Below are 24,390 nucleotides of genomic sequence, written 5' to 3'. Positions count from 1 at the left end.
GCCACCCTCAGGCGCGGAGCTTAACCGGGCCCGGGTCCGCATCGACCGGCAGGGTGCACATGCACGAATCCGGTCCCATGTCCTGCCGTCCGGCCGGCGAGCCGTACACAGAGAACTCTAAGAATCGGGTTCCTAGTCTGGGCCGGACAGATCATCCGGCTCCCGGCGAGGACTCCATGACCACCTTCAACGGCCTGCCCGCGCACATTCTGCTCGTCCACGCCATCGTCGTGCTCCTGCCGCTGGCGGCGCTGCTGCTCGTGCTGAGCGCGGTGTGGCCGGCCGCCCGGCACCGCCTGGCCGGCCCGAACGCCGTCCTGGCCGTGCTGGTCGTGCTGCTCGTGCCGTTGACCACCGACGCGGGCGAGTGGCTGGAGCGCCGGGTGCCGCGCGGCGAGCTGGTGCGCGCGCACGCCGAGCTGGGCGACACCGCGATCCTGTACGCCGTCCCGATCGCCCTCCTGGCGCTCGTCATCTGGTGGCGCGACCGGGAGGCACGGGCGGTGGCCGGGCGCCGGACCTACCTGGCGCCGCTGTCGAGCGCGGTGACGAGCGTGGTGGCGGTGCTCGCGCTGGTCGCGGGCGCGGCCGGGGTCTACGGGATGTACCGCATCGGCGACTCCGGCGCCAAGGCCGCCTGGACCGGCAACTTCAGCTCGCAGGACAACGGCCGCGGGCACGACTGACACCGCGACGCATCAGGCGCTGGGGCTGGCTCGTCCCACGGCCCGAGCGTCGTGCGTTGCCCGGCGCACGCGCAGGGGCCGAAGTCCCCGCCGCCGCGGGCCGTCGGCCCCTGGATACGTCCCCCGCAATGGCGATCAGATGATCTCGGGCGGAAACCTCCGCCCGGCGCCCACGGCGGAAGGACGACGACGATGTCCCGCACCCATGACGAGGTCGAGATCGGCGTGCAGCTGCAGCCGGGCATGGAGCCGCAGGTGCAGCGCTACGCCCGGGAGAAGGTCGCCGCGGTCCTCGGCCACACGGCCCGGCCGGTGCTGTTCGCCCGCGTCCGGCTCGACCGGACCGGCAACCCGGCCGCGGTCCGGCCGGTGACCGCCCGCGCGGAGATCGACGTCAACGGCCGGGTCCTGCACGCCGAGGCGCACGGCGACTCGCCGTACGAGGCACTGGACCGGCTGCAGGACCGCCTTCAGGCCCGGCTGGACCGCGGGCGAACCACCCGCTGAAGGAGGTCCCCGATGCGAACCGTCACCGAGTCCGAGCTCGGCCACGTCCTCGGCGCGCTGCCGGGTGTGCCGCGAATCGTCGCCAGCGGCAACTTCGCCGCGCCGCACCGGCTGCTCGCCGTCGCCGACGCGAGCATCGCCGAGTTCCGGCTCGTCATGCTCAACGCCCAACCGGGGATCCCCGACCGCGACGGCGTCGTCCACGAGACGTCGTTCGTCGGGCCGGGGATGCGGGGCGGGCCGCGGCTGCGGTACCTGCCGTGCCGCCTCTCGCTCGTCCCCGACCTGCTGCGCCAGCACCTGGTGCCGGACGTGGTGCTGCTGCACACCTCGCCGCCGGCGGCCGGGGCGGTGAGCCTCGGCGTCGAGGTCAATGTGCTGCCCGCCGCCGTCGAGGCGTGCCGCGCGCGCGGCGGCATCGTCGTGGCGCAGGCGAATCCGGGCATGCCGGTCACCTACGGCGACGCCCAGCTGCCCGTCGAGGCGGTCGACTACCTCGTGGAGGCCGGGGAGCCGCTGGCCACGCACGCTCCCGCGGCTCCCGACGACACGTCCCGGACCATCGGCGAGCGGGTGGCCTCCCTGGTACCGCCGCAGGCGACCCTGCAGCTGGGCATCGGCGCCATCCCCGACGCCACCCTGGAGGCGCTGCTGGGCCGGCGCGGGCTGCGCATCTGGTCGGAGATGTTCACCGACGGCGCCCTGACCCTGCAGAAGGCCGGCGCGCTCGACCCCGAGGCGCCGGTGACGGCCTCGTTCTGCTTCGGCTCCGAGGAGCTCTACGACTGGGTCGACCACAACCCCCGGGTGCGGATGCTGCGCACCGAGAAGACCAACGACCCGGCGGCGATCGCCGCGCACCCGGGCCTCATGAGCGTCAACAGCGCCCTGCAGGTGGACCTGTTCGCCCAGGCCAACGCGAGCCGGGTGGGCAGCCGCACGCACTCGGGCTTCGGCGGCCAGACCGACTTCATCGTCGGGGCGATGCACTCCCCCGGCGGCCACGCGATCATCGCGCTGCGCTCCTGGCACCCGAAGGCGGACGTGTCCGCGGTCGTGCCGCTGCTGTCGGGGCCGGTGACCTCGTTCCAGCACAGCTACATCGTCACGGAGCAGGGCACGGCGCGCATCTGGGGCCGCGACTCGGTGGAGCAGGCGCAGGAGATCCTCGACCACGCCGCCCACCCGGCCGTGCACGACTCGCTGCTCGACGCGGGGCGCCGCCTCGGCCTGCCACTGCGCTGAGCCGGCGGGCGGGGTGGCCACGCGGTTTGAGGGTTTGCTGCGCCTCCGAGCGCGGGATGCCCGGCCGAGTTTCAACCGTTGTTCCAGCGTTACGATCCATGTGCATGACCTTCGTACCTGAGTCCTGCGAACTGCTGGCGTTCGGCGAGCCGACACACCTCGAGGACGCCGTCCCCCGCCGGCGCAACGAGCTGTTCGCCGAGCTCGCCGGCCGCGGCTTCCGCACCATCGCGCTCGAGATCGACCGGGTCGCGGCGATGCTCGTCGACGACTACGTGCGCGACGGCGTCGGGGACCTCGACACGGTGCTGCGCGACGGCTTCTCGCACGGGTGGGGCCGGCTGGCGGCCAACCGCGAGCTGGTCGTGTGGATGCGGGAGCACAACGCGGCACGGCCCCCGCACGAGCGGCTCTCGCTGCAGGGCTTCGACGCGCCCACCGAGAACATGAGCGCGCCGAGCCCGCGGGGCCACCTCGAGTACGCCCGCGGGTATCTGGGTCTGGACCTGGATCTCGACCGGATCGCCGGCGAGGACGAGCGGTGGTCGCGGCCCGAGGCCGTGCTGGACCCGGCGCAGTCGCCCGGCTCCGGCCCCGAGGCCGCCGAGCTGCGCACGATCGCCGAGGAGCTGTGGACCGAGCTGCACATGCGGGCGCCGTCGCTGATCGCGGCCACGTCCGTCGCGGCCTGGCGCCGGGCCCGGACGCAGTTGACGGGCGGGATGCAGCTGCTGCGGTACCACCGCGCCTGTTCGATCCCCGGGCTCGACCACAGCGTGCGGGTGTCGCGGCTGATGGCCGTGCGCGACGTGCTCATCGCCGAGAACATCCTCGACCTGCGGGACACCCCGGCGCTGCTCTACGGCCACAATCTGCACCTGCGCCGCGGCCCGAGCCGCTGGACGATCGGCGAGCTGGAGCTGAGCTGGAGCGGCGCCGGGTCGATCGTCGCGCCGCTGCTGGGCGCCCGGTATCACGTCATCGCCGGCAGCCTCGGCACGAGCGCGGCCAAGGGCCTCGGCGCACCCGGCCCGGACACGTACGAGGGGCGGCTGCGCCCGGGCCTCACCCCGGCCGCCGAGGTCCCGGCCGCGCGCACCCGCACCGACACCACACCCCAGATGGGCTACTTCCCGCTGGACGCGGACACCGTCGCCGGCGTCGACGCCGTCCTGCACGTCCCCGGCTGAGTCATCGACATCGCGGCGCCGGACTGGCCATACTCGGGTTCGTGCAGATCCCCCGCCTCGTCGCCGGCGACTTCACCGACGAGCGGCTCCCGGCGGTGACGACGGCGATCACGATGATCCTGTCGCTGCCGCAGGCGGCGGCGCAGCGCGTGGAGGCGATCGCGATCGCGAGCGGCCAGGGCGAGCGGTGGCGCCTCGCCCACGCGATCCAGGCGTGGGAGTCGAACCCGCGGCTGCGCCGGCTCCTCGTCGCCACCAGCAATCCGGCCGAGGCCACGTACGTCGAGATCACCCTCGACCACCTGCGCGGCCTCGGCCTGCGCCGCACCGAGGGCGTCGAGGTGCAGCCGGAGCCGGCGGCCAACACCGGCCGGCAGGCGGTCTGGATCGCCGAGCGGGTGCGGGATCGCGGCATCGGCGGGCTGGCGCTGGCCGTGTCGCCGTACCACCTGCCCCGCGCGTATCTCACCGTGCTCAAGGAGCTGCTGCGGCGCGACCTGCGCGTCCCGCTCATCCCGGTCCCCGTGGCCGTGCCCCCGCACCGGCGCATCCCGGAGACCGGCGCGACGGCCGACGAGCTGGTGCCCGGCGAGCTGCGGCGGATCCTGACCTACATGCGCGAGGGCTGGGTGGCGACGCCGGAGGAACTGCGGGAGTACCTGCGGTGGCTCTGGGACACCCACGAGCCGCTCCTGACGGGCCGGTGAGCGACCGCCGGCCCGGCGCGGGCGCTCGCCGCGCCGGGCCGGCAAGCCCGGTGACGCCCGGTGCCGTCCGGCCGGCCGCCGGAGCGGGTCAACCGGCCGCTGGACGGCGGCGCCGGGGCCCGGGACCTGCTACGGGAGGCGCTGTCCCGCCGTCCAGGTCGAACCGCACGCCGGTGGCGTCCTCCGCGACGGCCCACAGGCGCGCGGCGAGGGTCGGGTCGGCCGCGTGCGGGGCGATCGCGCCGGCGTGCACGCGGTCGTCCCACCTGCGCAGGCGCGGGCCGATGAAGTCGCCCGGGCGCGCGGCCGGGTCGGTGGCCGCGTAGAGGATCGGGATCGCCGCGCGGTCGGCGGGCCGGCCGACGGTCGCCTGCAGCACGCTCATGAACGCCCGCCCGGCGCGGCTGGGCAGGTTCGAGTTCATCGGGGTGTTCGCCATGCCCGGGTGGGCCACGAGACTGCGGATCGGGCGGCCCGCGCGGCGCAGGCGCCGGTCGAGCTCGAGGCCGAAGACCAGCTGGGCGAGCTTCGAGCCGACATAGGCGCGGCCCTTGGAGTATCCGCGCTCGGCGGCCAGATCGTCGAGCGGGAGCGTTTTCATGTGGCGGTACAGCGCCGAGCCCACGTGCACGATCCGCGCCCGGCCGTCGTCGCGCATCCGGTCGAGCAGCAGGCCGGTCAGCGCGAAGTGGCCGAGGAAGTTGGTGGCGAACGTGCTCTCGAAGCCCTGCGCGCTGAGCTCCCGCGGTCGGTTGCCGATGCCCGCGTTGTTCACGAGCACGTCGACCGGCTCCCTGACGCCCGCCGCGAACGCGCGCACGGAGTCGAGGTCGTTGAGGTCCAGCACCCGCGCGTCGAACTCGGCCGCCCGGGCCGGCGTGCGCACGGCCGCGATGACGTGCGCGCCGCGCCGTTTGAGTTCGCGCGCGGTGGCCTGCCCGAGCCCGCTGCTGGCCCCGGTCACGATGACGGTGCGCCCGGCCATGTCCATGACGGTCCCCTTCCTTGAACGGATAATCTATCCGCTGATGGTCCCGACCGTAGCACAGAACGGATGAGTTATCCTCTAGCTGTGACGCTCCGCGCCGACTCCGCCCGGGTGCGGGCCCAGATGCTCGCGGCCGCCCGCGACCGCGTGCGCGCCGGCGACCTGGACCTGCCCATGAACGCCATCGCCAAGGACGCCGGCGTGGGCGTCGGCACCGCCTACCGGCACTTCGCGAGCCGCCAGGCGCTGCTGGAGGCCCTCGCGGCGGAGAGCCTCGGGGCGCTCGTCGCCGGCGCCGAGGCGGCCGCGGCCGACCCCGAGCCGGCCGCCGGCTTCGCGACCCTGCTGCGCGACGCGCTGCGCCTGCTGCGCGACGACCCGACGCTGGCGCTCGTGCTGGGCTCGGCCCAGCCCGCCTGCCTGGACGCGACGACGGACCTGCACGCCCGGCTCGGCGCCGCGGTGACGACGGTCCTGGCCCGGGCCCGGGCGCAGGGCGCGATCCGCCCGGACGTCACCGCCGACGACGTGCGCCGGCTGATCTGCGGCGTGCAGCACGCGGTCGACGCGGGCACCGGCGCGGGCGCCGAGGGCCGCTACCTCGACATCCTGCTGGCCGGCCTCCGGGCCGCCGGGTAGGCGCGGCGGGGGCGCGATCGCCGCCGGCCGCGGCGGTGCCTGGTCGGCGCGGCGAGGACGCCCGCGTCGTCCGTGGAGGTACAGCCTGCGCTACCGCGATCGACCGGCCCACTGGATCGCCCCGGGGTCCCGGCCCTCATAGCGTTCGATGCATGCCAACGAATACACGCGTTCTCGTCGCGGCCGGGGTCTCGGCCGTCCTCGCGGCCGGGGTCGTGGCCGTGCCGCCCGCGCTCGCCGACCCGGCGCGCGACGGCGTCCGGACACAGCTCGACCACCTCGTGCGCGACGACGGCTTCCCCGGCGCGCTCGCCTCCGTCCGCGGCCGCGACGGCCGCGTCCGCGACTCCACCGCCGGCGACAAGGTGCCGGTCAACGGGCAGGTGCGCATCGGCAGCAACACCAAGACGTTCACGGCCGTCGTCGTGCTGCAGCTCGTCGGGGAGGGCAAGATCGACCTCGAGCAGAGCGTCGAGCACTACCTGCCCGGGATCGTGCACGGCAACGGCAACGACGGGTCCCGCATCACGGTGCACCAGCTGCTGCAGCAGACGAGCGGGCTGCCCGACTACGACGACGTGCTGTTCGCCCGGCCCGACGATCTGGTCGCGCTCAGCCACGCGTACTTCGAGCCGCGGCGGCTCGTGGACGCGGCGCTCACGAAGCCGCCGAGCTTCGCGCCCGGGGCGAAGTGGGAGTACAGCAACACCAACTACGTCCTCGCCGGGCTCATCGCCGAACGGGTGACCCAGCGGCCCATCGGCGAGGAGATCACCCGGCGCGTCATCGAGCCGCTGCGCCTGCGCGACACGTACTGGCCGGGCGTCGGCGAGCAGCGGCTGCGGGGCCGCCACCCGCAGGGCTACGTCGCCGTCGCGCCGGGCGCCCCGTGGGTCGACGTCACCGAGATGGACCCGTCGCTCGGGTGGTCCGCGGGCCAGCTCGTCTCGACGCCGTCCGACCTGCGGGCGTTCTTCGAGGCGCTCCTCGCCGGCCGGCTGCTGCGGCCGGCCCAGCAGCAGGCCATGCTGACGACCGTGCCCGCGGCGGACTTCGAGCCGACGGAGCACTGGTCGTACGGCCTGGGCATCGCCCGCCACGAGCTGCCCTGCGGCGGCATCGCCTGGGGCCACGGCGGCGACATCCAGGGCTTCGAGACGCGCAACCTGGTGACCACGGACGGCCGCGCCGCCGTCGTCGCCGTGACCGGGCTGCCGACGTCGCTCGACATGGTCAAGGACGTGGCGAACAGCGTCGACGCGGCCCTGTGCTGAGGCCGCTCAGCGCTCGGCGCCGGCGCGCGCCCGCGCGAACCGGTCCGCCGCGCTGAGCCGCTCCGTCGCCTCCTCGCTCAGCTCCAGCTCGACGCCGTCCAGCGCGGCGTCGAGCTGGTGCGGCCGGCGGCCGGCGAGCATCGAGCGCCGGCGGTCTCGGCGGCGTAGCCGGGCTGCTCGTCGCCGGGCACGCCGGAGCGGTGCACGACGCCGGGCGGGAGCGGACCGGGGCGCGGCCGCCGGTAGGTGGCGTTGAGCTGCAGGTCAAGGGGGAGGCGGCGGTGGAGCGGACCCCGGCCGCGCATAGTCGCGGGCGAGCGGGGTAGTCCCGGCGACCGTGCGCATCGAGCCGCAGGCCGTGCTGAGCCCGCTGACCCGCACCGCCCTGTTTCTCGTGGTCACCCTCGACCCGGGCGGGGAGTCCACGGCCCGGGACCTGCTCGCCGACCTGCCGGGGCTGCAGCGCGCCGTCGGGTTCAACGCGCCGCAGGGCCGCCTCAGCTGCGTCGCCGGCATCGGCTCGAACGCGTGGGACCGGCTCTTCCCCGGCCCGCGCCCCGCCGATCTGCACCCGTTCCGCAGCCTGCACGGGCCCGCGCACCAGGCCGCCGGTACGCCCGGGGATCTGCTCTTCCACATCCGCGCCCAGCGCCTCGACCTGTGCTTCGCGCTCGGCGCCGAGATCATGCGGCGCGTGCGCCCGGTGACCACGCTGCGGGACGAGGTGTACGGCTTCAAGTACCTCGACGTGCGCGACCTGCTCGGCTTCGTGGACGGCACCGAGAACCCGACCGGCGCGGCGGCCCGCGACGCCGTGCTCGTCGGCGGGGAGGACCCTGTCTTCGCGGGCGGCAGCTACGTGATCGTGCAGAAGTACCTGCACGACCTCGAGGCCTGGAACGCGCTGCCGGTCGAGGAGCAGGAGCGCGCGATCGGCCGCCAGAAACTGTCCAATGTGGAGCTGGCCGGCAAGCCGCCCGACTCCCACGTCGCGCGCACCGACATCGGCCCGAAGATCCTGCGCGACAACATGCCCTTCGGCTCCGCGGGGCGGGGCGAGTTCGGCACGTACTTCGCCGGCTACTCCCGCAGCCCGTCGATCACCGAGCACATGCTGGAGCGCATGTTCCTCGACGACCCGCACGACCGCATCCTGGACTTCTCGACCCCGGTCACCGGCTCGCTGTTCTTCGCCCCGGCCACGACCTACCTGCAGCGGCAGTAGGCCGCGACCGGGGCGGCCAGGGCGGCCGGGTCAGCGGGCCACGTACCGCGCCAGGTGCTCGCCGGTCACCGTCGAACGGGCCGCGACCAGCTGCGCCGGCGTGCCCTCGAACACCACGCGGCCGCCGTCGTGGCCGGCGCCGGGGCCGAGGTCGATGATCCAGTCGGCGTGGGCCATGACCGCCTGGTGGTGCTCGATCACGATGACCGACTTGCCGGCGTCGACCAGCCGGTCCAGCAGGCCGAGCAGCTGCTCCACGTCGGCGAGGTGCAGGCCGCTGGTCGGCTCGTCGAGGACGTACACGCCGCCCTTGTCGGCCATGTGCGTGGCCAGTTTCAGCCGCTGGCGCTCGCCGCCGGAGAGGGTGGTCAGGGGCTGGCCGATGCTCAGGTAGCCCAGGCCGACATCGGCGAGGCGGGACAGGATCGCGTGCGCGGCGGGCAGCCTGGCCTCGCCGTCGGCGAAGAACGCCCCGGCCTCGGTGACCGGCATGGCGAGCACCTCGCTGATGTCGTACCCGCCCAGCTTGTACCGCAGCACCGACGCCTCGAAGCGCTTGCCGTCGCACTCGTCGCACACGGAGGAGACGCCCGCCATCATGCCGAGGTCGGTGTAGACGACCCCGGCGCCGTTGCAGGTCGGGCAGGCGCCCTCGGAGTTCGCGCTGAACAGGGCCGGCTTGACGCCGTTGGCCTTCGCGAACGCCTTGCGGATGGGCTCGAGCAGCCCCGTGTACGTCGCCGGGTTGCTGCGCCGCGAGCCCTTGATGGTGCCCTGGTCCACCGCCACGACCCCGGCCCCCGGAGGGACCGAGGCGTGCATGAGCGAGCTCTTGCCCGAGCCGGCGACGCCGGTGATCACGGTCAGCACGCCGAGCGGGACGTCGACGTCCACGTCGCGCAGGTTGTGCGCGTTCGCGCCGCGGATCTGCAGCATCCCGGTCGGCCGGCGGACCGGGTCCTTGAGCGCGACCCGGTCGGCGAGGTGCCGCCCGGTGACCGTGTCGCTCTTGCGCAGCTGCGCCACGGTGCCCGCGAACATGACCTGGCCGCCCGCGCTGCCGGCGCCCGGGCCGAGGTCGACGACGTGGTCGGCGATCGCGATCGTCTCCGGCTTGTGCTCGATGACGAGCACCGTGTTGCCGTTGTCGCGCAGCTGCAGCAGCAGCTCGTGCATGCGCGCGATGTCGTGCGGGTGCAGGCCGACGGTGGGCTCGTCGAAGACGTACGTCACGTCGGTCAGCGGCGAGCCGAGGTGCCGGACCAGCTTGACCCGCTGGGCCTCGCCGCCCGAGAGCGTCCCGGCGGGGCGATCCAGGGAGAGGTACCCGAGACCGATGCGCACGAACCCGTCCAGCGCGTGGCGCAGCCCCTCCAGCAGCGGCGCCACCGACGGCTCGTCCAGCCCCCGGACCCACTCGGCCAGGTCGCTGATCTGCATCGCGCACGCGTCGGCGATGCTGATGCCCCGGACCTTCGAGGCGCGGGCCGGCCCGGCCAGGCGGGTGCCGTCGCACTCCGGGCAGGTCCGGAACGCGACCGCGCGCTCGACGAAGGCGCGCACGTGCGGCTGGAGGGCGTCGACGTCCTTGGCCAGCATGGACTTCTGGATCTTCGGGATGAGGCCTTCGTACGTCAGGTTGACCCCGTCGACCTTGATCCTGGTCGGCTCCTTGTGCAGGAAGTCGGCCAGCTCGCGCTTGGTGAACTGCTTGATGGGCTTGTCCGGGTCGAAGAAGCCGCAGCCGAGGAAGATCCGGCCGTACCAGCCGTCCATGCTGTAGCCGGGCACCGTGATCGCCCCCTCGGCCAGCGACTTGCTCGCGTCGTAGAGCTGGGTCAGGTCGAGCTCGGTGACCGAGCCCCGGCCCTCGCACCGCGGGCACATGCCGCCGAGGCGCTCGAAGGTGGCCCGGACCGTCGAGCGGTTGCCGCGCTCGACGGTGATGGCGCCGCTCGCCCGCACCGACGGGACGTTGAACGAGAACGCGTTCGGGCCGCCGATGTGCGGCTGCCCGAGCCGGCTGAAGAGGATCCGCAGCATCGCGTTGGCGTCGGTGGCCGTGCCGACCGTGGAGCGCGGGTCGGTGCCGAGGCGCTGCTGGTCCACGACGAGCGCGGTGGTCAGCCCCTCCAGCCGGTCGACGTCGGGCCGGGCCAGCGCGGGCATGAAGCCCTGCACGAACGAGCTGTACGTCTCGTTGATCAGCCGCTGCGACTCGGCCGCGATGGTGCTGAACACCAGCGAGCTCTTGCCCGAGCCGGAGACGCCCGTGAACACCGTCAACCGGCGCTTGGGCAGCTCGATGCTGACGTCCTTGAGATTGTTCTCGCGCGCGCCCGTCACGCGGATCAGGTCATGGCGGTCAGCGGCGTGCCTGCCCATGTCGTCTCCCTACGAAGTCCAGCGGCCGTCGCGCATGATCTCGCGGCCGCGCAGCTCATGCTCCTCACGCCAGGCCTGCACCCGCCGGGGAGTGATCCGGAACCAGTTGTACGACGAGCCGTACTCCCGCGGATCGAACCCGCTCCGCGCGGCGAACCGGTCGCCGACCTCCTTGGCCGGCGCGTCGATCGCGAGCACCTCGACGTCCCCGTCGATCATCGACACGTCCCGCGTGAGCCCGAGCCCCAGCCGGGCGACCCTGGTCGCGGCCAGGTTCCGCCCGGTCGGGCTCGCCGCCGGTGTGGCGATGAGCAGCGCCTCGCCGTCCCAGTCGAAGGACAGCGGCACGAGATACGGCTCACCCTCCGGCGACGCGCTGGCCACCCAGACGTCGACGTCCCGGGCGAGCCGCTCCCGCGTGTCCCGCTGGCGCTCGGCGCGGGATCGGGCCGCGCTCACCGGTCCTGGAGCAGGCCGAGGACGTTGCCGTCGGCGTCGAGCACGGTGGCCACCAGGCGACCGTTGCCCACGTCGTGCGCGGCCTCCTTGACGGTGCCGCCGGCCGAGGTGACCTCGGAGATCTTCCCCGCGATGTCGGAGACGTGCCAGTAGGCGACCGGCGCCGTCTCGCCCTGCGGGCCGCGGTTGGGCACGAGCCCGATGTGCTGACCGGCGACGTCGTAGCCGACGTAGTACGCGGAGTCGTGCTGCGGCTCGAGGCCCAGCAGTGCGGTGTAGACGGCCTTGGCCTTCTCGAGGTCGGAGACGGGGTGCAGCACGGTCTTGATGCCCAGGTTCTCGATGTTCGTCATGCGTTCGAGCCTAGGTGCGCGGCTCGGCCCGGACTTCTCGATTCCTGATCGAAGTCGCGCCGGCGTCGCACGAACGTGTCGGCGCCGTGTCGCTGCCGTGTCGCTGCCGTGTCGACGACCCCGCGCACGCTTCGGGCATGACGAACCCTTCAGTCACGATCGTCGGCGCCGGGCTCGGCGGTCTCGTCCTGGCCCGCGTCCTGCACGTGCACGGCATCCCGTCCACCGTGTACGAGGCCGAGCGCTCGCCCGCGGACCGGGCCCAGGGCGGGCTGCTCGACATCCACGAGTACAACGGCCAGCCCGCCCTGGCCGCGGCCGGCCTGACGGCGCAGTTCCGCCGGATCGTCCTGCCCGGCCGCGAGTCCTACCGGGTCGTCGACCGCGACGGCACCGTGCTGTTCGACAGGCCCGACGACGGCTCCGGCGACAGCCCCGAGGTCCCCCGCGCGGCGCTGCGCCGGATGCTGCTCGACTCGCTGCCACCCGGTGCCGTCCGCTGGGGCCACAAGCTCGCCTCCGTACGCGGCCGCGGCTCCTACGAGCTGACCTTCGCCGACGGCACGTCCGTCGTCACCGATGCGCTCGTCGGCGCCGACGGGGCCTGGTCGCGGGTCCGTCCCCTGCTCACGGACGCCACCCCCGCGTACGGCGGCACCGCCGCGATCGAGACCTTCCTGTTCGACGCCGACCGCCGCCACCCGGCAACCGCCCGCGTCGTCGGCGGCGGTTCGCTGTTCGCCTTCGACACCCGCGCGAGCGGCAAACTGTTCCTGGGCCATCGGGAGGCCGACGGGAACCTGCACGCGTACCTCTGGCTGTCCCGGCCCCTGGCCTGGTTCACGACCGTCGACTTCGACTCCCCGGCCGCGGCCACGGCCCGGATCGCGCGGGAGGTCTAGGGCTGGGCCCCCGCGCTGGCCGCCCTGATCACGGACAGCGACAGGCCCCCGGTCCTGCGGCCCCACTTCGCGCTGCCGACCGACCTGCGCTGGGACCGCGTGCCGGGCGTGACCCTGCTCGGCGATGCCGCGCACCTGCAGCCGCCGAACGGCGAGGGCGCGAACCTGGCGATGCAGGACGGCGCCGAGCTCGGCTTGGCCATCGCGGCTCATCCCGGCGACATCGAGGCGGCGCTCGCGTCGTACGAGGAGGCGATGTTCCCGCGCAGCGCGGCGGCGGGGGCGGAGGGCGCGGTCAACAATGCCGTGCTGCTGGGCGCCGGCGCGGCTGCGAACCTGGTCTCCCTGCTGTCCGGGGCGCGATGAGCCCGACCCGGCCAGCGGCCGCGATGAGTCGGGCGAACTGTCGGACGTGCGCCCCGCCGAGCGACAAGCCCGATTGCGATCCGACCCGGCCGGGTGCGCGATGATGAGGGCGTGCGGATCACGACGCTCGGGCCCCTGGCCGTCGACGGCCGGCCGGTGCGGGGCGACCGCCTGGCCGCGGTGATCCGCGAGCTCGTCGACGCCCGGGGCCGCACCGTCGCCACCGGCGCGCTGATCGACGCGGTCTGGCTCGGCGCGCCGCCCGACGACGCCACCGGCGCCGTGCAGGCCCTGGTCGGCCGGGTGCGCCGCCTCGGCGTGCCGGTCCTCGCGGCGCCCGGCGGCTACCGGATCCCGGCCGGGGAGGTGGAGATCGACGCCGTCACCGTCCGCGAGCTGACCGACCGGGGCCGGCAGGCGCTCGCGGCGGGCGACGCGGCCCGCGCGCGGGACCGCGCCGACGAGGCGCGGGCGCTGTTCCCGGAGATCCCGGAGCTGGACGAGACCGGCAGCGCCCGGCTCTTCGGCGACGTCGTGACCCTGCGGGCGGAGGCCGCGCTGGCCGCGGGGGGCCCGTTCGACGAGGCCGACCTGCGCCGGTTGGCGACCCGGGTGCCGCCCGACGAGCCCGCCGCCGCGCTGCTCGTGCGGGTCCTCGCGGCGCAGGGCCGCGACGCCGAGGCGCTCGACCTGGTCGGACGGGTGCGGGAGGAGCTGGCCGAGCGGTACGGCGCCGACCCCTCCCCCGCCCTCGCCGACGCGCACCTGGCCCTGCTGCGGGGCCAGCTGCGCACCGCCCGGCCACGATCGGCGGGCGGTCTCCCCGCCGCCTGGCGCCGGGCCGTGACCCCGCTGGTGGGCCGCGAGCCGGACCTCGCCGCCGTCGGCCGGGCGCTGCTGGAGGCGCCGCTGGTCACCGTCGTCGCGACGGGCGGGGCGGGCAAGACCCGGCTGGCCGCCGAGCTCGCCCGCTCCGTCAGCGGCTCCCGGCCCGTGCACGTCGTCGAGCTGGCCGGGCTGCGCTCGCCGTCCGAGGTTCGGCCGGCCGTCCTCGCGGTGCTGACCGAGGCCGAGCTGGACGGCCTGCTCGTGCTCGACAACTGCGAGCACGTCCTCGGCGCCGCCGCGCAGGTCGTGGCCGAGCTGCTGGCCGTGGCGCCGCCCGAGGCCGGCGTCCTCGCCACCAGCCGGGCGCCGCTGGGCCTGGTCGGCGAGGTCGTCCACCGGCTGCCCGCGCTGCCCGACGACGAGGCGATCGCCCTGCTGGAGGCCCGCGTCCGCGCCGGCGGCTCGGTGCCGGCCTGGCCGCGGGAGCGGGCCCTCGCGCTCGTCAACCGGCTCGACAACCTGCCGCTCGCCCTCGAACTGGCCGCCGCCCGGCTGCGGCACATGCCGATCGAGGACGTACTGGCCGGCCTCACCGACCGGTTCGCCCTGCTCGACGACGCCCTGCGCGGCCTGCCCGAGCGCCACGCCAGCCTGTGGGCGATGGTCGACTGGAGCCGCGAACTGCTCGCCCCCGCCGAGCGTGACCTGCTGGAACGGCTCGCCGTGATCCCGGCCCCGTTCACCGCCGACACCGCGACGGCCGTGGCCGGTGGCGCCGACGTCCGCCGCGGCCTGGCGATCCTGGTCGAGCAGTCCCTGCTGCGTCTGGAACGCGACCGCTACCGCATGCTGGAGACCGTCCGCGAATACGGCGAGGCGCGGCTCACCGCGTCCGGCGGGCGGCGGGCGGCCATGGCCGGGCTGGTCGGCTGGGCCGTGCGCCGGGCCGTCGCGCTGATCGGCGACTTCATCGGCCCGAAGCAGCTCGAGGCGATCGCGGGCTGCGCGGCCGACCAGGAGAACCTCCTCGCCGCCCTGCGCTGGGCGATCGAGCACGACGACGAGCCGGCCGCGGTCGACATCGCCGGGGCGCTGCTGCAGCTGTGGACGGTACGCGGGCAGCATCCCGAGGCCAGCGCCGTGGCGCGCACGCTGCTGCGCCTGGACGACCCGGTCGCCCGGAAACGCTCGGCGATCCAGCGACCGGCGGCCGCCGGAGGACCGCGGCCGCACGCCGACCGGCTCGCCTGGCTGCTGGTGCTCATCGGCGTCAACGCGGGCAACACCGGCCCCCTGCGGCTCAACGCGCTGGCCCGCCGCGCCCTGCGCAACCTGCTCGCCCACCGCCCCGGCGAGGTGCGGCCCCGGACGGTGGCGCTGGCCACGGCGCTGCCCGGACTGGAGCAGAGCGACCCGGACCGCAGCCTGGCCGACGCCGCGCTGCTCGTCGCCCACCCGGACCCGTACGTGCAGGGCATGGGCCATTTCATCCGCGCCGTACTGCTGGAGAACGTCGGGCCGCGGCCGGACGCGGAGCTGGCCTACCGCCGCTTCGAGGCCGTCGGCGACCACTGGGGCATGGGGATGGCCGCCCACGCCGCCGGGCACAGGCTCAACGCCGGCCCCGGCGCGCGCACCGACGAGTGGCTGCGCCGCAGCGAGCGCCACCTGGACCTGATCGGCGCGGCCCAGGACGCCCGCTCCGCCCGGGCCGTGCTCGACACCCACCTGGCCCTGGCCGGCGACACCGAGGCCGAGCGCCGCCTGCTGGAGATCGCCGGCTCGGAGCAGGCCGACGAGGTCGACATCGGCCAGGCGCACCTCGGCCTCGCCCAGCTGGCCTGGCGCCGCGAGCGGCCCGAAGAGGCGCTGGCCCACGCCGAGGCCCTGCTGCGGACGGCTGCCGGCGCGACGGAGGCCGGGATCGAGTTCCGCATCGCGGGTGCCGTGCTGTATCTCTGGGTCGCCGAGGCCCACCCGGCCGCCGGAGCCGGCGCCCGCGCCACGGAAGCCCTGCGGGACTGCCGCGCCGACGTGCTGGCCGCCCACGACCGCCCGGTGCTCGGGGCCTGGGCCATGGGCGGCGCCGAGCTGGCCGCCTTCCGCGGCGACCCCGCGGCGGCCCGCGAGCTCTGGGCGCTGGCCACCCGCATCGGCGCGAACATCGGCCTGTTCTTCGCGCTGGGCCGCGGCGAGCGGCTCACGGCCGCCGTGGGCGACCAGGACAGCCGCGACGACCTGCTCGCGACGGCCGCCGGGCTGACCGGGGTCCTCGCCGCCCGCCGCATCGGCGCGCTGATGGACGACCTGCTCGCGTAGGCCGGCGTCGCCGCTGAGTACAGTCGGGCGATGCCCGAGCTGGAGCGGCTGCGCGCCGGCCATGCCCCGGCGGTCCTGGCCTTCGAGCTGGCGAACCGCGCGTACTTCGCCGCCTCGATCTCCGACCGCGGCGACGACTATTTCGACCGGTTCACCGACCGCTACGACGCCCTGCTGGCCGAGCAGGAGGCCGGCGGCTGCGCCTTCTACGTGCTCGTCGCCGACGACGGCTCGGTGCTCGGCCGGTTCAACCTGTACGACATCCAGGACCGCACCGCGACCCTCGGCTACCGGGTCGCGCAGCATGTTTCCGGTCGCGGGGTGGCGACCGCGACCGTCCGGCAGCTGTGCCGGCTGGCGGTGGCCCAGCACGGGCTGCGCACCCTGCGGGCGGCCACCACCGGCCAGAACGCCGCGTCCCAGCGGGTGCTGGCCAAGGCCGGGTTCGTCCCGGTCGGGCCGGCCGACCCGGCCCACGTGGGCGGCAAGCCCGGCACCTGGTACGAGCGCGACCTGGCGCTCTAACCGCGGCCGCAGGGCACGGTCCGTCAGTCGCGGCGGGGGGCGACCGGGGCGCTCAGGCCCGCTGTGAACAGCCGGCGGTCGACCTCGTTCAGCGCCAGCCGCAGCGCCCCCAGCGCCACACTGTCCGCCCCCAGGGTCGAGGCCCGCACCTCCGGCATGCGCAGGCACAGCTTGGCCAGCTCGCGCCGCAGCGGCTCCAGCACCAGGTCGGCCGAGCGCGAGAAGCCGCCGCCGAAGACGACGACCTGCGGGTCCAGGGCGAGCACGAGGGCGGCCGTGCCCACCGCCAGGTCCTTCACGTAGCGGTTCACCGCCGTGCGGGCGTCGCGGTTGCCGGCCCGGGCCGCGTTGAAGACCCAGGCCGCGGCGTCGTCCGGGCCGACGGACGACGGGACGCCGGGGCAGCGCTGCAGGTGCTCGGGGGCGGTCAGCCAGCGCACCGCGCGCAGGGCGCCGATCTCGCCCGCGGCGCCGCCGAAGCCGCGGCGCAGGACGCCGTCGATGATGAGGCCGGCGCCGTTGCGCATGCCCGCCAGGAGGTAGACGATGTCGTTGGCGTCGCTCGCCACACCCCGCCAGCGTTCGGCCAGCGCGGCCAGCTTGCAGTCGTTCTCCACCACGATCGGGCAGGTGAAGCGGTCCTTGAGGTGGGCCGCGAGGTCGACCGTCTGCCAGCCCGGCAGCGGCGTGAACAGGGTGGTCTTGCCGGACGCGTCGACCGGGCCGGTGACGCCGACGGCCACGGCCCAGATGTCGTCGGCGGACTTCCCGCCCTCGTGCAGCACGTCGGCGAGCACCTGGTCGAGGGCGGCCAGGCGCTCGGCCGGGCCGGCGTCGGCCGCGACCGCGCGGCGGGTGGTGTGCACCACGTTGCCGTCGAGGTCGGCGAGCAGGGCGAGGACCTTGTGGCCGCCGATGTCGACGCCGATGACGTGGCCGGCGGTGGCGCGGAAGCGGTAGCGGCGGGCCGGGCGGCCCACGACGCTGCTGCCGCCCGGCTCGACGATGGTGGCCCAGCCGCCGGTGACGAGCCCCTGCGCGATCACGTCGACCGCGGGGCGCGACAGGCCGGTCAGCTTGGCGAGCTCGGTGACGGTGGCCGGGGGCTGGTCGCGCAGCGCCCGGACCACCGTCAGCGAGTTGAGCTCACGCAGCCGCGACAGGTCGGTACCGGTGATGACCTGATCTGGCACGGTCTGCCCTCCGCTCGCCAATATTGCTATGGACTTTACAAAGTACTATTGGAAGCTGATGCTGTCGACGGTGACCGTGCCGCTGCCGCCGTACCAGAACCCGAGCGCGAGCTGAGACGGGCTCGCCCGGTTGATGCCGTTGGCGGCCATCGCACCTTGATGTCCTGATACGCCGTGGTGATCGCCGGGTGCCCGCCGCCGTCGAGGACGAAGTCGCCGAAGACCTTGGTCGCGCCGCCCAGCGCCAGGCTGAAGTGTGCCTGCTCGCCACCGGTCGCGCCCTTGATCCGCACGACGAGGTAGGTGTAGCCGGACACGTCCTGCCCGACGTCGGAGCCGAACCAGCCGCAGTTGTCGTACTGCAGCGCGAGCGCCCCTCCGGAGACGACGCCGGCGCCGCCCCCGTTGAGGAAGCAGTTGCCGCCGGTCCACCGCCCGAGGTCGTTCTTGGCCGCCGCCGGGTACGCCGGGGTGCCGTCGAAGTCGTCGAGCACCAGCCCCACGGGTGGCGGGTCGGTGGGGCCGCTCACCGTGACGTTCACGGTGTTACTCGACGGCGAGTCGTACCCGGCCGCGTCCCGGGCCGTCACCGTGTAGCTGTGCGTGCCGGCCGGCACGGCGGTGTCCGTGTACGTGGTCCCGGCCGGTGACGCCAGCAGCGTGCCGTCACGGTAGAGCCGGTAGCCCGTGACGCCGACGTTGTCCGTCGCGCCGGCCCAGGACAGCGGCACGGACTGACCGTTCACGGCGCCGGCGGACAGCGTCGGGGCGGTCGGCGGCGTGCAGTCGCCCGTGCAGGCGCCCACCGAGACCGCGTTGGCGAGCACGTTGTACCCCTTGGCCGGGTCCCACGTGCCCGTGTTCGCCAGCCGGACCGAATACGAAGAGACAGAACGCAACCCGGTGGCCTGGTCGGGCAGCCACAGGGCCAGCTTGTACGTCCCGGAGACCATCGCCGGCAGGGTCACGGTCTGGGTGGCCACGGTCACCGCCCCGGACCTCCAGGTGCGCGGGTCGAGGCCGGTGAGCTGCACGTTGTACCGGTTGGTGCCGTTGTCGAACACGAGGTACACCGGACGCGGTTTGATGATGCCGGCGTATCCGTCGTTGAACAGGTGCGCGGAGAACGTGAAGCCGGAGCCGGGCGCGGCCTGGCTGGTGAAGGTCGCGTCGGCCAGCCGCAGCCGGTAGCCCAGCTTGCGCTTGATCCGGGTGAACAGGGTCTCGGCCGGGTCGACCCCGGACGCGGCCATGTTCGCGCTCTTCCACAGGTCGGTGTTGACGGCCGCGTAGTCCTCGTTGATCTCGGTCCAGTGCTGGTGGCTCAGCTCGTACTGCGCGTTCACGCCGGCCGCGTCGTTGCCGCCGCTGGCGTTGCAGGTCTCCCCGCCGACGATCTTGTTGCCGCCGGTGGAGGTGGCGTAGTCGTACACCCACTGCTTCTTCACCGGCACGTCGAACCAGCCCAGCCACGAGTTCTGGTCGTACGTGCCCATGTCGGCCGAGTCGGCGAGGAAGCAGTCGTCGTGGAAGCCGAGCCGGTCGAGGTCCTGCGTGGTCATGGTCGTGCCGTGGGCGAACTCGTAGTTGAAGATCGGGTACCGGATGGCGATCGGCATCGAGGCCGGGGTACTGCTGAGGAGCTTCTTCACCAGTGCGGCCCGGACCGGCGCCTGGTTCTGCTCTGATGCGGCGGTGTAGGGACTCTCGTGCCACTCGCCCCACGCGCCGAAGAAGCCGGCCTCGAGGTGCATGATGACGTCGGCGTTCGCGGCCAGGACCGGGGCGAGCTGGTCGATGTGCCGCTCCATCTGCGGCTCGGTGACCGCGGAGTAGCCGTCCCACACGTAGGCGACCCGCAGGACGATCTTCAGCCCCTGCGCCCGGATCGCGGCCAGGCCGGTTCCCAGATTGTCCAGCAGCGGCTGCGGCAGGTCGGTCGTCTGGTACTTGTCGAGGTGGACGTAGGAGTGGATGAGCGTGTCGCCGTCGGCTTTGGCCCGCGCGAACGTGCGGTCGAGCATGTCCGGGTTGAAGCCGGGGATGGTGTTGCTCGCGTAGTCGTTGACGGACGGATCGTTGATGATCTCGTAGCGGTTGTGGAAGCCGCGTTCGGGGTTGGCGAACACCGTGCCGAAGTCGCCGGTGTACGTGGCGGTCGTGGTGGCGGCCTCGGCCGTGGTGGCCGGGCCGAGCAGGGAGAGGGCCAGGACGGCCGCCGCCACGGCGGCGGCCGTCCGGACTCGAAGGGTGCGCGACATCAGTTGCTGAAGGAGAAGCTGTCGATGGAGACGGAGCTGTTGCCGCCGAACCAGAAGCCCATCGCGAGCTGCGCGGGGCTGGTGCGGCTGATCCCGTTGGCGACCATCGGGATCTTGATGTCCTGGTAGGCGGTGGTGATGACCGGGTGGCCGCCGCCGTCCAGCGTGTAGTCCCCGAAGACCTTGGTGGTCCCGCCGAGGCCCAGGTTGAAGTGGGTCTGCTCGCCGCCGCTGTTGCCCTTGATCCGCACGACGAGGTAGGTGTACTGCGAGACGTCCTGGTTGACGTCGGAGCCGAACCAGCCGCAGTTGTTGTACTGCAGCGTCAGCACCCCGCCGGAGACGACGCCGTTGCCGCCCCCGTTGAGGAAGCAGTTGCCGCCGGTCCACTTGCCGAGGTCGTTCTGCGCCGCGGACGGGTAGGCCGGGGTGCCGTTGTAGTCGTCCAGCACCAGGCCGCTCGGCGTGCTCGACGGCGACGTCGTCACGGTGATCGGCGAGGAGTCCGCCGACGTGTTGCCCGCGGCGTCGTAGGCCCGGACCGTGTAGGTGTAGGCCGTGGACGCGTTCAGGCCCGAGTCGGTGTACGACGTCGTCGCCGACGTGCCGACCTGGGTGCCGCCCCGCAGCACCCTGTACCCGGTCACGCCCACGTTGTCGGTCGAGGCGTTCCAGCTCAGCGACACGCTGCTCGACGTCTTCGCGGGCGAGGTGAGCCCGGTCGGGGCCGAGGGCGGCGTGGTGTCGCCCCCGGTGGAGCCGCCGACGCCGATGGAGCCGAGCCCGAGCCACCCGTCGGCGTTCTGGGTGGCGTTGCCGAACCGGAGCTTCTTCGCGGCCGGGCTCAGCGCCTCGAGCGGGTTCTTGACCCGCATGACGAGCTGGTAGGAGCCGTTGGCGACGCCGGCGAGGCTGACGCTGGACTGGAAGTACTGCGGGTAGCCGAAGTCGCGGTAGGTCGGGTCGGCACCCACGTTCCAGTCGGGGAACGCGCGGATCTTCAGGGGCTGGACGGTACGCAGGTCCCAGGGGGTGTCCCAGGTCTTCACGACGGCGCCCGAGGCGTCCTTGAGGCCGAGCGAGACCGTCCACGGGTAGTAGAACGGGGCCACGCCGTTGTTGGTGAGCGTGACGCCGACGGTGGCGCTGCCGCTGACGCTGTTGGCGTAGTAGGCGTGCGTCGCGGACAGGTCGTAGCCCATGAGCCGCACGGCCGCGGCCACGTTCGGGTCCGTGGACGAGTAGCTCTGGCTGGTCTGGTTGATCTTCCAGGTGGTGTGCTCGAGCTCGATGCAGGCCTTCATGTTGTCGACCTGGCCGGAGCCGCCGGGCCACGACGTGAACGCGGAGCTCTGGATCTCCGGGCGCACCTCGCCGCCCATGGAGTCGGTGACCCACTTGTTCTCCACGCCCATGTTCAGCGCGCGCTGGAGCTGGGAGTAGTCGGCGCCGCCGAGCGACTGGGGCAGGGTGACGCCCTTGAGCGGCGAGCCCTCCTTGTAGCAGAACGAGTCGTCGTGGTAGCCGATGTCGCGGGCGTTGGCGGCGCCGCCGGCCGAGTCCGGGTAGCGGATCTCGAGCTTGGTGGTGTTGAACGCGTTGTCGAACGCGGCGACGATCTGGGCCGCGTGCGCGTCGGTCGGCATCAGGTTCGGGTAGCCGTCGGCGGTGTCGGTGTCGAACGGCCACGTGTGCCACTCGCCCCACAGGCCGACGAGGCCGAGGTTGATGAAGCCGATGCGCGGGTCGCCGTCGTAGCGGGCGCCGAACGCGTTGATGAAGTTGGTGACGGCGGTGAGCAGGTAGGCGCTGTCGTAGTCGGGGCTGACGGTGCCCCAGTACGTGTTGTTGCGGTAGGTCACGTGCCCGTCGAAGCAGTGCGGGATCGCGTTGCCGGGGTGGCTGCCGGTGCCGCCCGGGTACTCCATGTAGAAGCGGATGGCGGCCTGGTTGCCGTACGAGGCGATCTCGTTCAGCGCGTTGTCCACAATGGACCAGTTGTACGTCGAGCAGTCGGTCGCGCTGGTCATGACCTCGGACAGGCCGAAGTAGCTCCACGCCAGGGACCGCGGGTAGCCCGAGTTCTGGTTGTCGCCGGGGAAGTAGAAGCGGGCGAAGCCCTTGAGCGGGTTGTCCAGGGGGCTCGGGGCGGCGGTGAGCGGGTGGTCGGTCAGGCCGGGGCTCGGCGCGGCCGGCGGGGCCGGGCGCGCGGGGACGCCGGCGGGCACCGCGGTGAACGCGGCCGCGCTGTGCGGCGCGAACACGAGCACGGCACTGGCGGCGACCGTGCAGAGTGCGACGGCGCGGGCGAGGCGCCGCCGCAGGGTTGTGCGCATGGATGGACCTCCGGGATCAGGGGTGCGGAGTCTCCTCGTTCGCCATATCGATACGAGGAGGTGTTGACAAACTTTCCATGAGCTTCATCATTATTAGCGGCCACACACCCCCCGCCGCAAGACGCCAAATTTCAAAGATCTTCGATCGATTGGAGGTCGGATCGTGACGATGAGCAACACCGTTGCGGTGCCCGCCGCCACGGTGCCGGCTGCCGAGGAGAGCCCCGGGCCCCGCCGGGCCCGCGACGACCGCTGGGTCGCCTGGCTCTTCCTCGCGCCGGTGCTGCTCGGCTTCGCGGTGTTCTACCTGTACCCGACCATCCGCGGCGTCTGGTACTCCGTCACCGACTACAGCCTGCTCAACACCCCGGACTTCGTCGGCGCCGACAACTACCGCGAGCTCGTCTCCGACGGGCAGTTCTGGAACTCGCTGAAGGTCACCGCCTACTACGTCGTGCTCAACATCGGCTCGCAGACCGTGCTCGCGCTCGGCCTGGCCGCGCTCATGCACCGGCTCACCGGCTCGGTCGTCGTGCGCGCCACGATGCTGCTGCCGTGGCTGGTGCCGAACGTGACCGTCGGCCTGCTGTGGATGTGGCTGCTCGACTCGAACCTCGGCTTCGTCAACCACCTGCTCGGGATGCTCGGCGTGGACAACCGCGCCTACCTGAACTCGCCGGACTGGGCCATGCCGTCCGTCGCGCTCGTCAACACGTGGGCCTACACCGGGTACACCGCCCTGCTGCTCTACGCCGGGATGCTGCAGATCCCGCCGCACCTCTACGAGAGCGCGGCCCTGGACGGCGCCGGCGAGCTGCGGATGTTCCGGCGGATCACGCTGCCCCTGCTGCGCCCGATCCTCGCCCTGGTGCTCGTGGTCTCGCTGATCGGCTCGTTCCAGATCTTCGACACCGTCGCGGTCACCACGAAGGGCGGCCCGGTCGGTGCGACCCGGGTCATCTACTTCTACATCTACCAGCAGGCCTTCACGTACTTCCACATGGGCTACGCCGCCGCGGCCGCGATGGTGCTGGTGGTGATCCTCGGCGTGCTGACCGCGGTGCAGATGCGGCTGCTGCGCGCATCCCGCTCGGACCTGACCTGAGAGGCCTGCCATGACCCGCCGCTTCTCGCCCGGCAAGGTGCTGGCCTGGCTCGTCCTGGCCGCGTTCCTCGTGCTCACGATCGCGCCGTTCTACTGGATGATCCGCACGGCGATCACCCCCGCCGCCGACATCTACACCGACAGCACCGCCGTCGTGCCGGCCCACCCGACGATGATCAATTTCTGGCGGGTGCTCGGCCTCGTCGACCCGCAGACCGCGCGCGAGGCCGGGGGCTCGGGGGCGCGGATCAACTTCCTGCGGTACACCCTGAACTCCGTCGTCTACTGCGCGCTCATCGCGGGCGTGCAGACGTTCTGCTGCGCCATGGCCGGATACGCCTTCGCCCGCCTGCGCTTCCCCGGCCGCGACCTGGTCTTCGGGATCATCGTCGCGGCGCTGATGGTCCCGCCCATCTTCACGCTGCTGCCCAACTTCACGCTCGTGAAGAGCCTCGGCGCCATGGACACGTTCCTCGGCATGGTCGCCCCCAACCTGCTCATGACCCCGTTCGCGGTGTTCTTCCTCCGCCAGTTCTTCCTGTCCATCCCGCGCGAGGTGGAGGAGGCGGCGATCATCGACGGGGCCGGCAGGTGGGGCGTCTTCTGGCGGGTCATCGTGCCCATGAGCCGCGGGCCGCTGATCACCATCGCCCTCACGACGTCGGTGTGGGCGTGGAAGGACTTCCTGTGGCCGCTGCTCGTCGGCCGCGGGGAGCAGACCCGGGTGCTCACCGTGGCCCTCGGGGTGTTCCTGCAGCAATCCCCCAACACCCAGCCGGACTGGACGGGGCTCATGGCCGCCTCCACGCTGTCCGTCCTGCCGGTCCTCGCCCTGCTCATCTTCCTGGGCAAGCGGCTGGTGCAGTCCCTCAACTTCACCGGCATCAAGTAACCGAA

The 24,390-nt window shown here is 73.3% G+C and carries 22 protein-coding genes; 14 read left to right on the top strand and 8 right to left on the bottom strand.

Annotation, left to right across the window (positions count from 1 at the left end; genetic code table 11):
* Positions 1 to 176 precede the first annotated feature (176 nt).
* From ACQP1P_RS20445 to ACQP1P_RS20425, 5 genes are all read left to right on the top strand, one after another.
* Positions 177 to 686 carry a DUF2231 domain-containing protein gene (locus tag ACQP1P_RS20445; protein ID WP_433088381.1) on the top strand — a complete coding sequence of 170 codons (510 nt, stop codon included), beginning with the start codon at positions 177 to 179 and terminating at the stop codon, positions 684 to 686.
* A 192-nt stretch (positions 687 to 878) separates the two neighbouring features.
* Positions 879 to 1,193 (top strand): HPF/RaiA family ribosome-associated protein, encoded by a 315-nt coding sequence (locus ACQP1P_RS20440; RefSeq protein WP_433088379.1) that lies wholly within the window; start codon positions 879 to 881, stop codon positions 1,191 to 1,193.
* Between the two features lie 12 nt (positions 1,194 to 1,205).
* A complete protein-coding gene (locus tag ACQP1P_RS20435; protein WP_433088377.1) occupies positions 1,206 to 2,438 on the top strand; it encodes an acetyl-CoA hydrolase/transferase family protein in 1,233 nt (410 codons plus the stop codon).
* 104 nt (positions 2,439 to 2,542) lie between these two features.
* Positions 2,543 to 3,628: an erythromycin esterase family protein gene (locus tag ACQP1P_RS20430; RefSeq protein ID WP_433088375.1), complete on the top strand. Its 1,086-nt coding sequence runs from the start codon at positions 2,543 to 2,545 to the stop codon at positions 3,626 to 3,628.
* Between the two features lie 41 nt (positions 3,629 to 3,669).
* Positions 3,670 to 4,335 carry a hypothetical protein gene (locus ACQP1P_RS20425; protein ID WP_433088373.1) on the top strand — a complete coding sequence of 222 codons (666 nt, stop codon included), beginning with the start codon at positions 3,670 to 3,672 and terminating at the stop codon, positions 4,333 to 4,335.
* An 88-nt stretch (positions 4,336 to 4,423) separates the two neighbouring features.
* Here ACQP1P_RS20425 and ACQP1P_RS20420 read toward each other — a convergent pair whose 3' ends face one another.
* Positions 4,424 to 5,326, bottom strand: a complete 903-nt coding sequence (locus tag ACQP1P_RS20420) for an SDR family NAD(P)-dependent oxidoreductase (protein ID WP_433088371.1) — start codon at positions 5,324 to 5,326, stop codon at positions 4,424 to 4,426.
* 81 nt (positions 5,327 to 5,407) lie between these two features.
* Between ACQP1P_RS20420 and ACQP1P_RS20415 the strand changes: the two genes are divergently transcribed.
* Positions 5,408 to 5,962: a TetR/AcrR family transcriptional regulator gene (locus tag ACQP1P_RS20415; protein WP_433088369.1), complete on the top strand. Its 555-nt coding sequence runs from the start codon at positions 5,408 to 5,410 to the stop codon at positions 5,960 to 5,962.
* A gap of 152 nt (positions 5,963 to 6,114) precedes the next feature.
* On the top strand, positions 6,115 to 7,236 hold the full coding sequence (locus ACQP1P_RS20410) for a serine hydrolase domain-containing protein (RefSeq protein ID WP_433088367.1): 1,122 nt from the start codon (positions 6,115 to 6,117) through the stop codon (positions 7,234 to 7,236).
* Between the two features lie 6 nt (positions 7,237 to 7,242).
* Here the strand turns inward: ACQP1P_RS20410 and ACQP1P_RS20405 are convergent, their stop codons facing one another.
* Positions 7,243 to 7,377 (bottom strand): hypothetical protein, encoded by a 135-nt coding sequence (locus ACQP1P_RS20405; RefSeq protein WP_433088365.1) that lies wholly within the window; start codon positions 7,375 to 7,377, stop codon positions 7,243 to 7,245.
* Between the two features lie 196 nt (positions 7,378 to 7,573).
* Between ACQP1P_RS20405 and ACQP1P_RS20400 the strand changes: the two genes are divergently transcribed.
* On the top strand, positions 7,574 to 8,461 hold the full coding sequence (locus tag ACQP1P_RS20400; protein ID WP_433088364.1) for a Dyp-type peroxidase: 888 nt from the start codon (positions 7,574 to 7,576) through the stop codon (positions 8,459 to 8,461).
* Between the two features lie 30 nt (positions 8,462 to 8,491).
* On the opposite strand, the gene ACQP1P_RS20395 is transcribed toward ACQP1P_RS20400, so the two are convergent.
* From ACQP1P_RS20395 to ACQP1P_RS20385, 3 genes are read right to left on the bottom strand one after another with little or no spacing between them, the layout of a single operon-like run.
* Positions 8,492 to 10,846 carry an ATP-binding cassette domain-containing protein gene (locus tag ACQP1P_RS20395; protein ID WP_433088362.1) on the bottom strand — a complete coding sequence of 785 codons (2,355 nt, stop codon included), beginning with the start codon at positions 10,844 to 10,846 and terminating at the stop codon, positions 8,492 to 8,494.
* Between the two features lie 9 nt (positions 10,847 to 10,855).
* Positions 10,856 to 11,305, bottom strand: coding sequence for a pyridoxamine 5'-phosphate oxidase family protein (locus ACQP1P_RS20390; protein ID WP_433088360.1), 450 nt, complete (start codon positions 11,303 to 11,305; stop codon positions 10,856 to 10,858).
* The gene (locus tag ACQP1P_RS20385; RefSeq protein ID WP_433088358.1) at positions 11,302 to 11,658 is read right to left on the bottom strand and encodes a VOC family protein; all 357 of its coding nucleotides are present in this window, start codon (positions 11,656 to 11,658) and stop codon (positions 11,302 to 11,304) included. The genes ACQP1P_RS20390 and ACQP1P_RS20385 overlap by 4 nt, the downstream gene beginning before the upstream one ends.
* Positions 11,659 to 11,795: 137 nt before the next feature.
* On the opposite strand from ACQP1P_RS20385, the gene ACQP1P_RS20380 reads away from it, so the two are divergent.
* The 4 genes from ACQP1P_RS20380 to ACQP1P_RS20365 all read left to right on the top strand — a co-directional run bounded on the left by ACQP1P_RS20380 (position 11,796) and on the right by ACQP1P_RS20365 (position 16,598).
* Positions 11,796 to 12,560 carry an FAD-dependent oxidoreductase gene (locus ACQP1P_RS20380; RefSeq protein ID WP_433088357.1) on the top strand — a complete coding sequence of 255 codons (765 nt, stop codon included), beginning with the start codon at positions 11,796 to 11,798 and terminating at the stop codon, positions 12,558 to 12,560.
* Between the two features lie 108 nt (positions 12,561 to 12,668).
* Positions 12,669 to 12,926, top strand: a complete 258-nt coding sequence (locus ACQP1P_RS20375; protein WP_433088355.1) for an FAD-dependent monooxygenase — start codon at positions 12,669 to 12,671, stop codon at positions 12,924 to 12,926.
* Positions 12,927 to 13,037: 111 nt separating this feature from the next.
* Entirely contained in the window at positions 13,038 to 16,073 is a 3,036-nt protein-coding gene (locus ACQP1P_RS20370) for an ATP-binding protein (protein ID WP_433088353.1), read from the top strand.
* A 30-nt stretch (positions 16,074 to 16,103) separates the two neighbouring features.
* Positions 16,104 to 16,598 carry a GNAT family N-acetyltransferase gene (locus ACQP1P_RS20365; RefSeq protein ID WP_433088351.1) on the top strand — a complete coding sequence of 165 codons (495 nt, stop codon included), beginning with the start codon at positions 16,104 to 16,106 and terminating at the stop codon, positions 16,596 to 16,598.
* A 23-nt stretch (positions 16,599 to 16,621) separates the two neighbouring features.
* On the opposite strand, the gene ACQP1P_RS20360 is transcribed toward ACQP1P_RS20365, so the two are convergent.
* Genes ACQP1P_RS20360 through ACQP1P_RS20350 form a run of 3 tightly spaced genes read right to left on the bottom strand, consistent with a single transcriptional unit; the run spans position 16,622 to position 22,388 of the window.
* Positions 16,622 to 17,791 (bottom strand): ROK family protein, encoded by a 1,170-nt coding sequence (locus ACQP1P_RS20360; protein WP_433088349.1) that lies wholly within the window; start codon positions 17,789 to 17,791, stop codon positions 16,622 to 16,624.
* Between the two features lie 35 nt (positions 17,792 to 17,826).
* A complete protein-coding gene (locus tag ACQP1P_RS20355) occupies positions 17,827 to 20,016 on the bottom strand; it encodes a DUF4832 domain-containing protein (protein ID WP_433088347.1) in 2,190 nt (729 codons plus the stop codon).
* Positions 20,017 to 20,051: 35 nt separating this feature from the next.
* Complete coding sequence (locus tag ACQP1P_RS20350) at positions 20,052 to 22,388, bottom strand: fibronectin type III domain-containing protein (RefSeq protein WP_433088345.1); 2,337 nt, start codon at positions 22,386 to 22,388, stop codon at positions 20,052 to 20,054.
* A gap of 169 nt (positions 22,389 to 22,557) precedes the next feature.
* Here ACQP1P_RS20350 and ACQP1P_RS20345 point away from each other — a divergent pair, with 169 nt between their 5' ends.
* The gene (locus ACQP1P_RS20345; protein WP_433088343.1) at positions 22,558 to 23,493 is read left to right on the top strand and encodes a carbohydrate ABC transporter permease; all 936 of its coding nucleotides are present in this window, start codon (positions 22,558 to 22,560) and stop codon (positions 23,491 to 23,493) included.
* Positions 23,494 to 23,503: 10 nt separating this feature from the next.
* Positions 23,504 to 24,385 carry a carbohydrate ABC transporter permease gene (locus tag ACQP1P_RS20340; RefSeq protein WP_433088341.1) on the top strand — a complete coding sequence of 294 codons (882 nt, stop codon included), beginning with the start codon at positions 23,504 to 23,506 and terminating at the stop codon, positions 24,383 to 24,385.
* The last annotated feature ends 5 nt before the right edge of the window (positions 24,386 to 24,390 follow it).

Source organism: Dactylosporangium sp. CA-052675 (assembly GCF_050947935.1).
Lineage (GTDB): Bacteria > Actinomycetota > Actinomycetes > Mycobacteriales > Micromonosporaceae > Dactylosporangium.
Note: the sequence above shows the minus strand (reverse complement) of the source record. Positions and strands in the feature narration are given on the sequence as shown.

Bases quoted from the DNA above. Each gene is read 5' to 3' on its own strand.
- ACQP1P_RS20405 (WP_433088365.1), bottom strand. From the start codon at position 7,377: ATGCTCGCCGGCCGCCGGCCGCACCAGCTCGACGCCGCGCTGGACGGC.
- ACQP1P_RS20445 (WP_433088381.1), top strand. From the start codon at position 177: ATGACCACCTTCAACGGCCTGCCCGCGCACATTCTGCTCGTCCACGCC.
- ACQP1P_RS20410 (WP_433088367.1), top strand. From the start codon at position 6,115: ATGCCAACGAATACACGCGTTCTCGTCGCGGCCGGGGTCTCGGCCGTC.
- ACQP1P_RS20365 (WP_433088351.1), top strand. From the start codon at position 16,104: ATGCCCGAGCTGGAGCGGCTGCGCGCCGGCCATGCCCCGGCGGTCCTG.
- ACQP1P_RS20345 (WP_433088343.1), top strand. From the start codon at position 22,558: ATGAGCAACACCGTTGCGGTGCCCGCCGCCACGGTGCCGGCTGCCGAG.
- ACQP1P_RS20435 (WP_433088377.1), top strand. From the start codon at position 1,206: ATGCGAACCGTCACCGAGTCCGAGCTCGGCCACGTCCTCGGCGCGCTG.
- ACQP1P_RS20430 (WP_433088375.1), top strand. From the start codon at position 2,543: ATGACCTTCGTACCTGAGTCCTGCGAACTGCTGGCGTTCGGCGAGCCG.
- ACQP1P_RS20350 (WP_433088345.1), bottom strand. From the start codon at position 22,388: ATGCGCACAACCCTGCGGCGGCGCCTCGCCCGCGCCGTCGCACTCTGC.
- ACQP1P_RS20395 (WP_433088362.1), bottom strand. From the start codon at position 10,846: ATGGGCAGGCACGCCGCTGACCGCCATGACCTGATCCGCGTGACGGGC.
- ACQP1P_RS20380 (WP_433088357.1), top strand. From the start codon at position 11,796: ATGACGAACCCTTCAGTCACGATCGTCGGCGCCGGGCTCGGCGGTCTC.
- ACQP1P_RS20440 (WP_433088379.1), top strand. From the start codon at position 879: ATGTCCCGCACCCATGACGAGGTCGAGATCGGCGTGCAGCTGCAGCCG.
- ACQP1P_RS20385 (WP_433088358.1), bottom strand. From the start codon at position 11,658: ATGACGAACATCGAGAACCTGGGCATCAAGACCGTGCTGCACCCCGTC.
- ACQP1P_RS20340 (WP_433088341.1), top strand. From the start codon at position 23,504: ATGACCCGCCGCTTCTCGCCCGGCAAGGTGCTGGCCTGGCTCGTCCTG.
- ACQP1P_RS20420 (WP_433088371.1), bottom strand. From the start codon at position 5,326: ATGGACATGGCCGGGCGCACCGTCATCGTGACCGGGGCCAGCAGCGGG.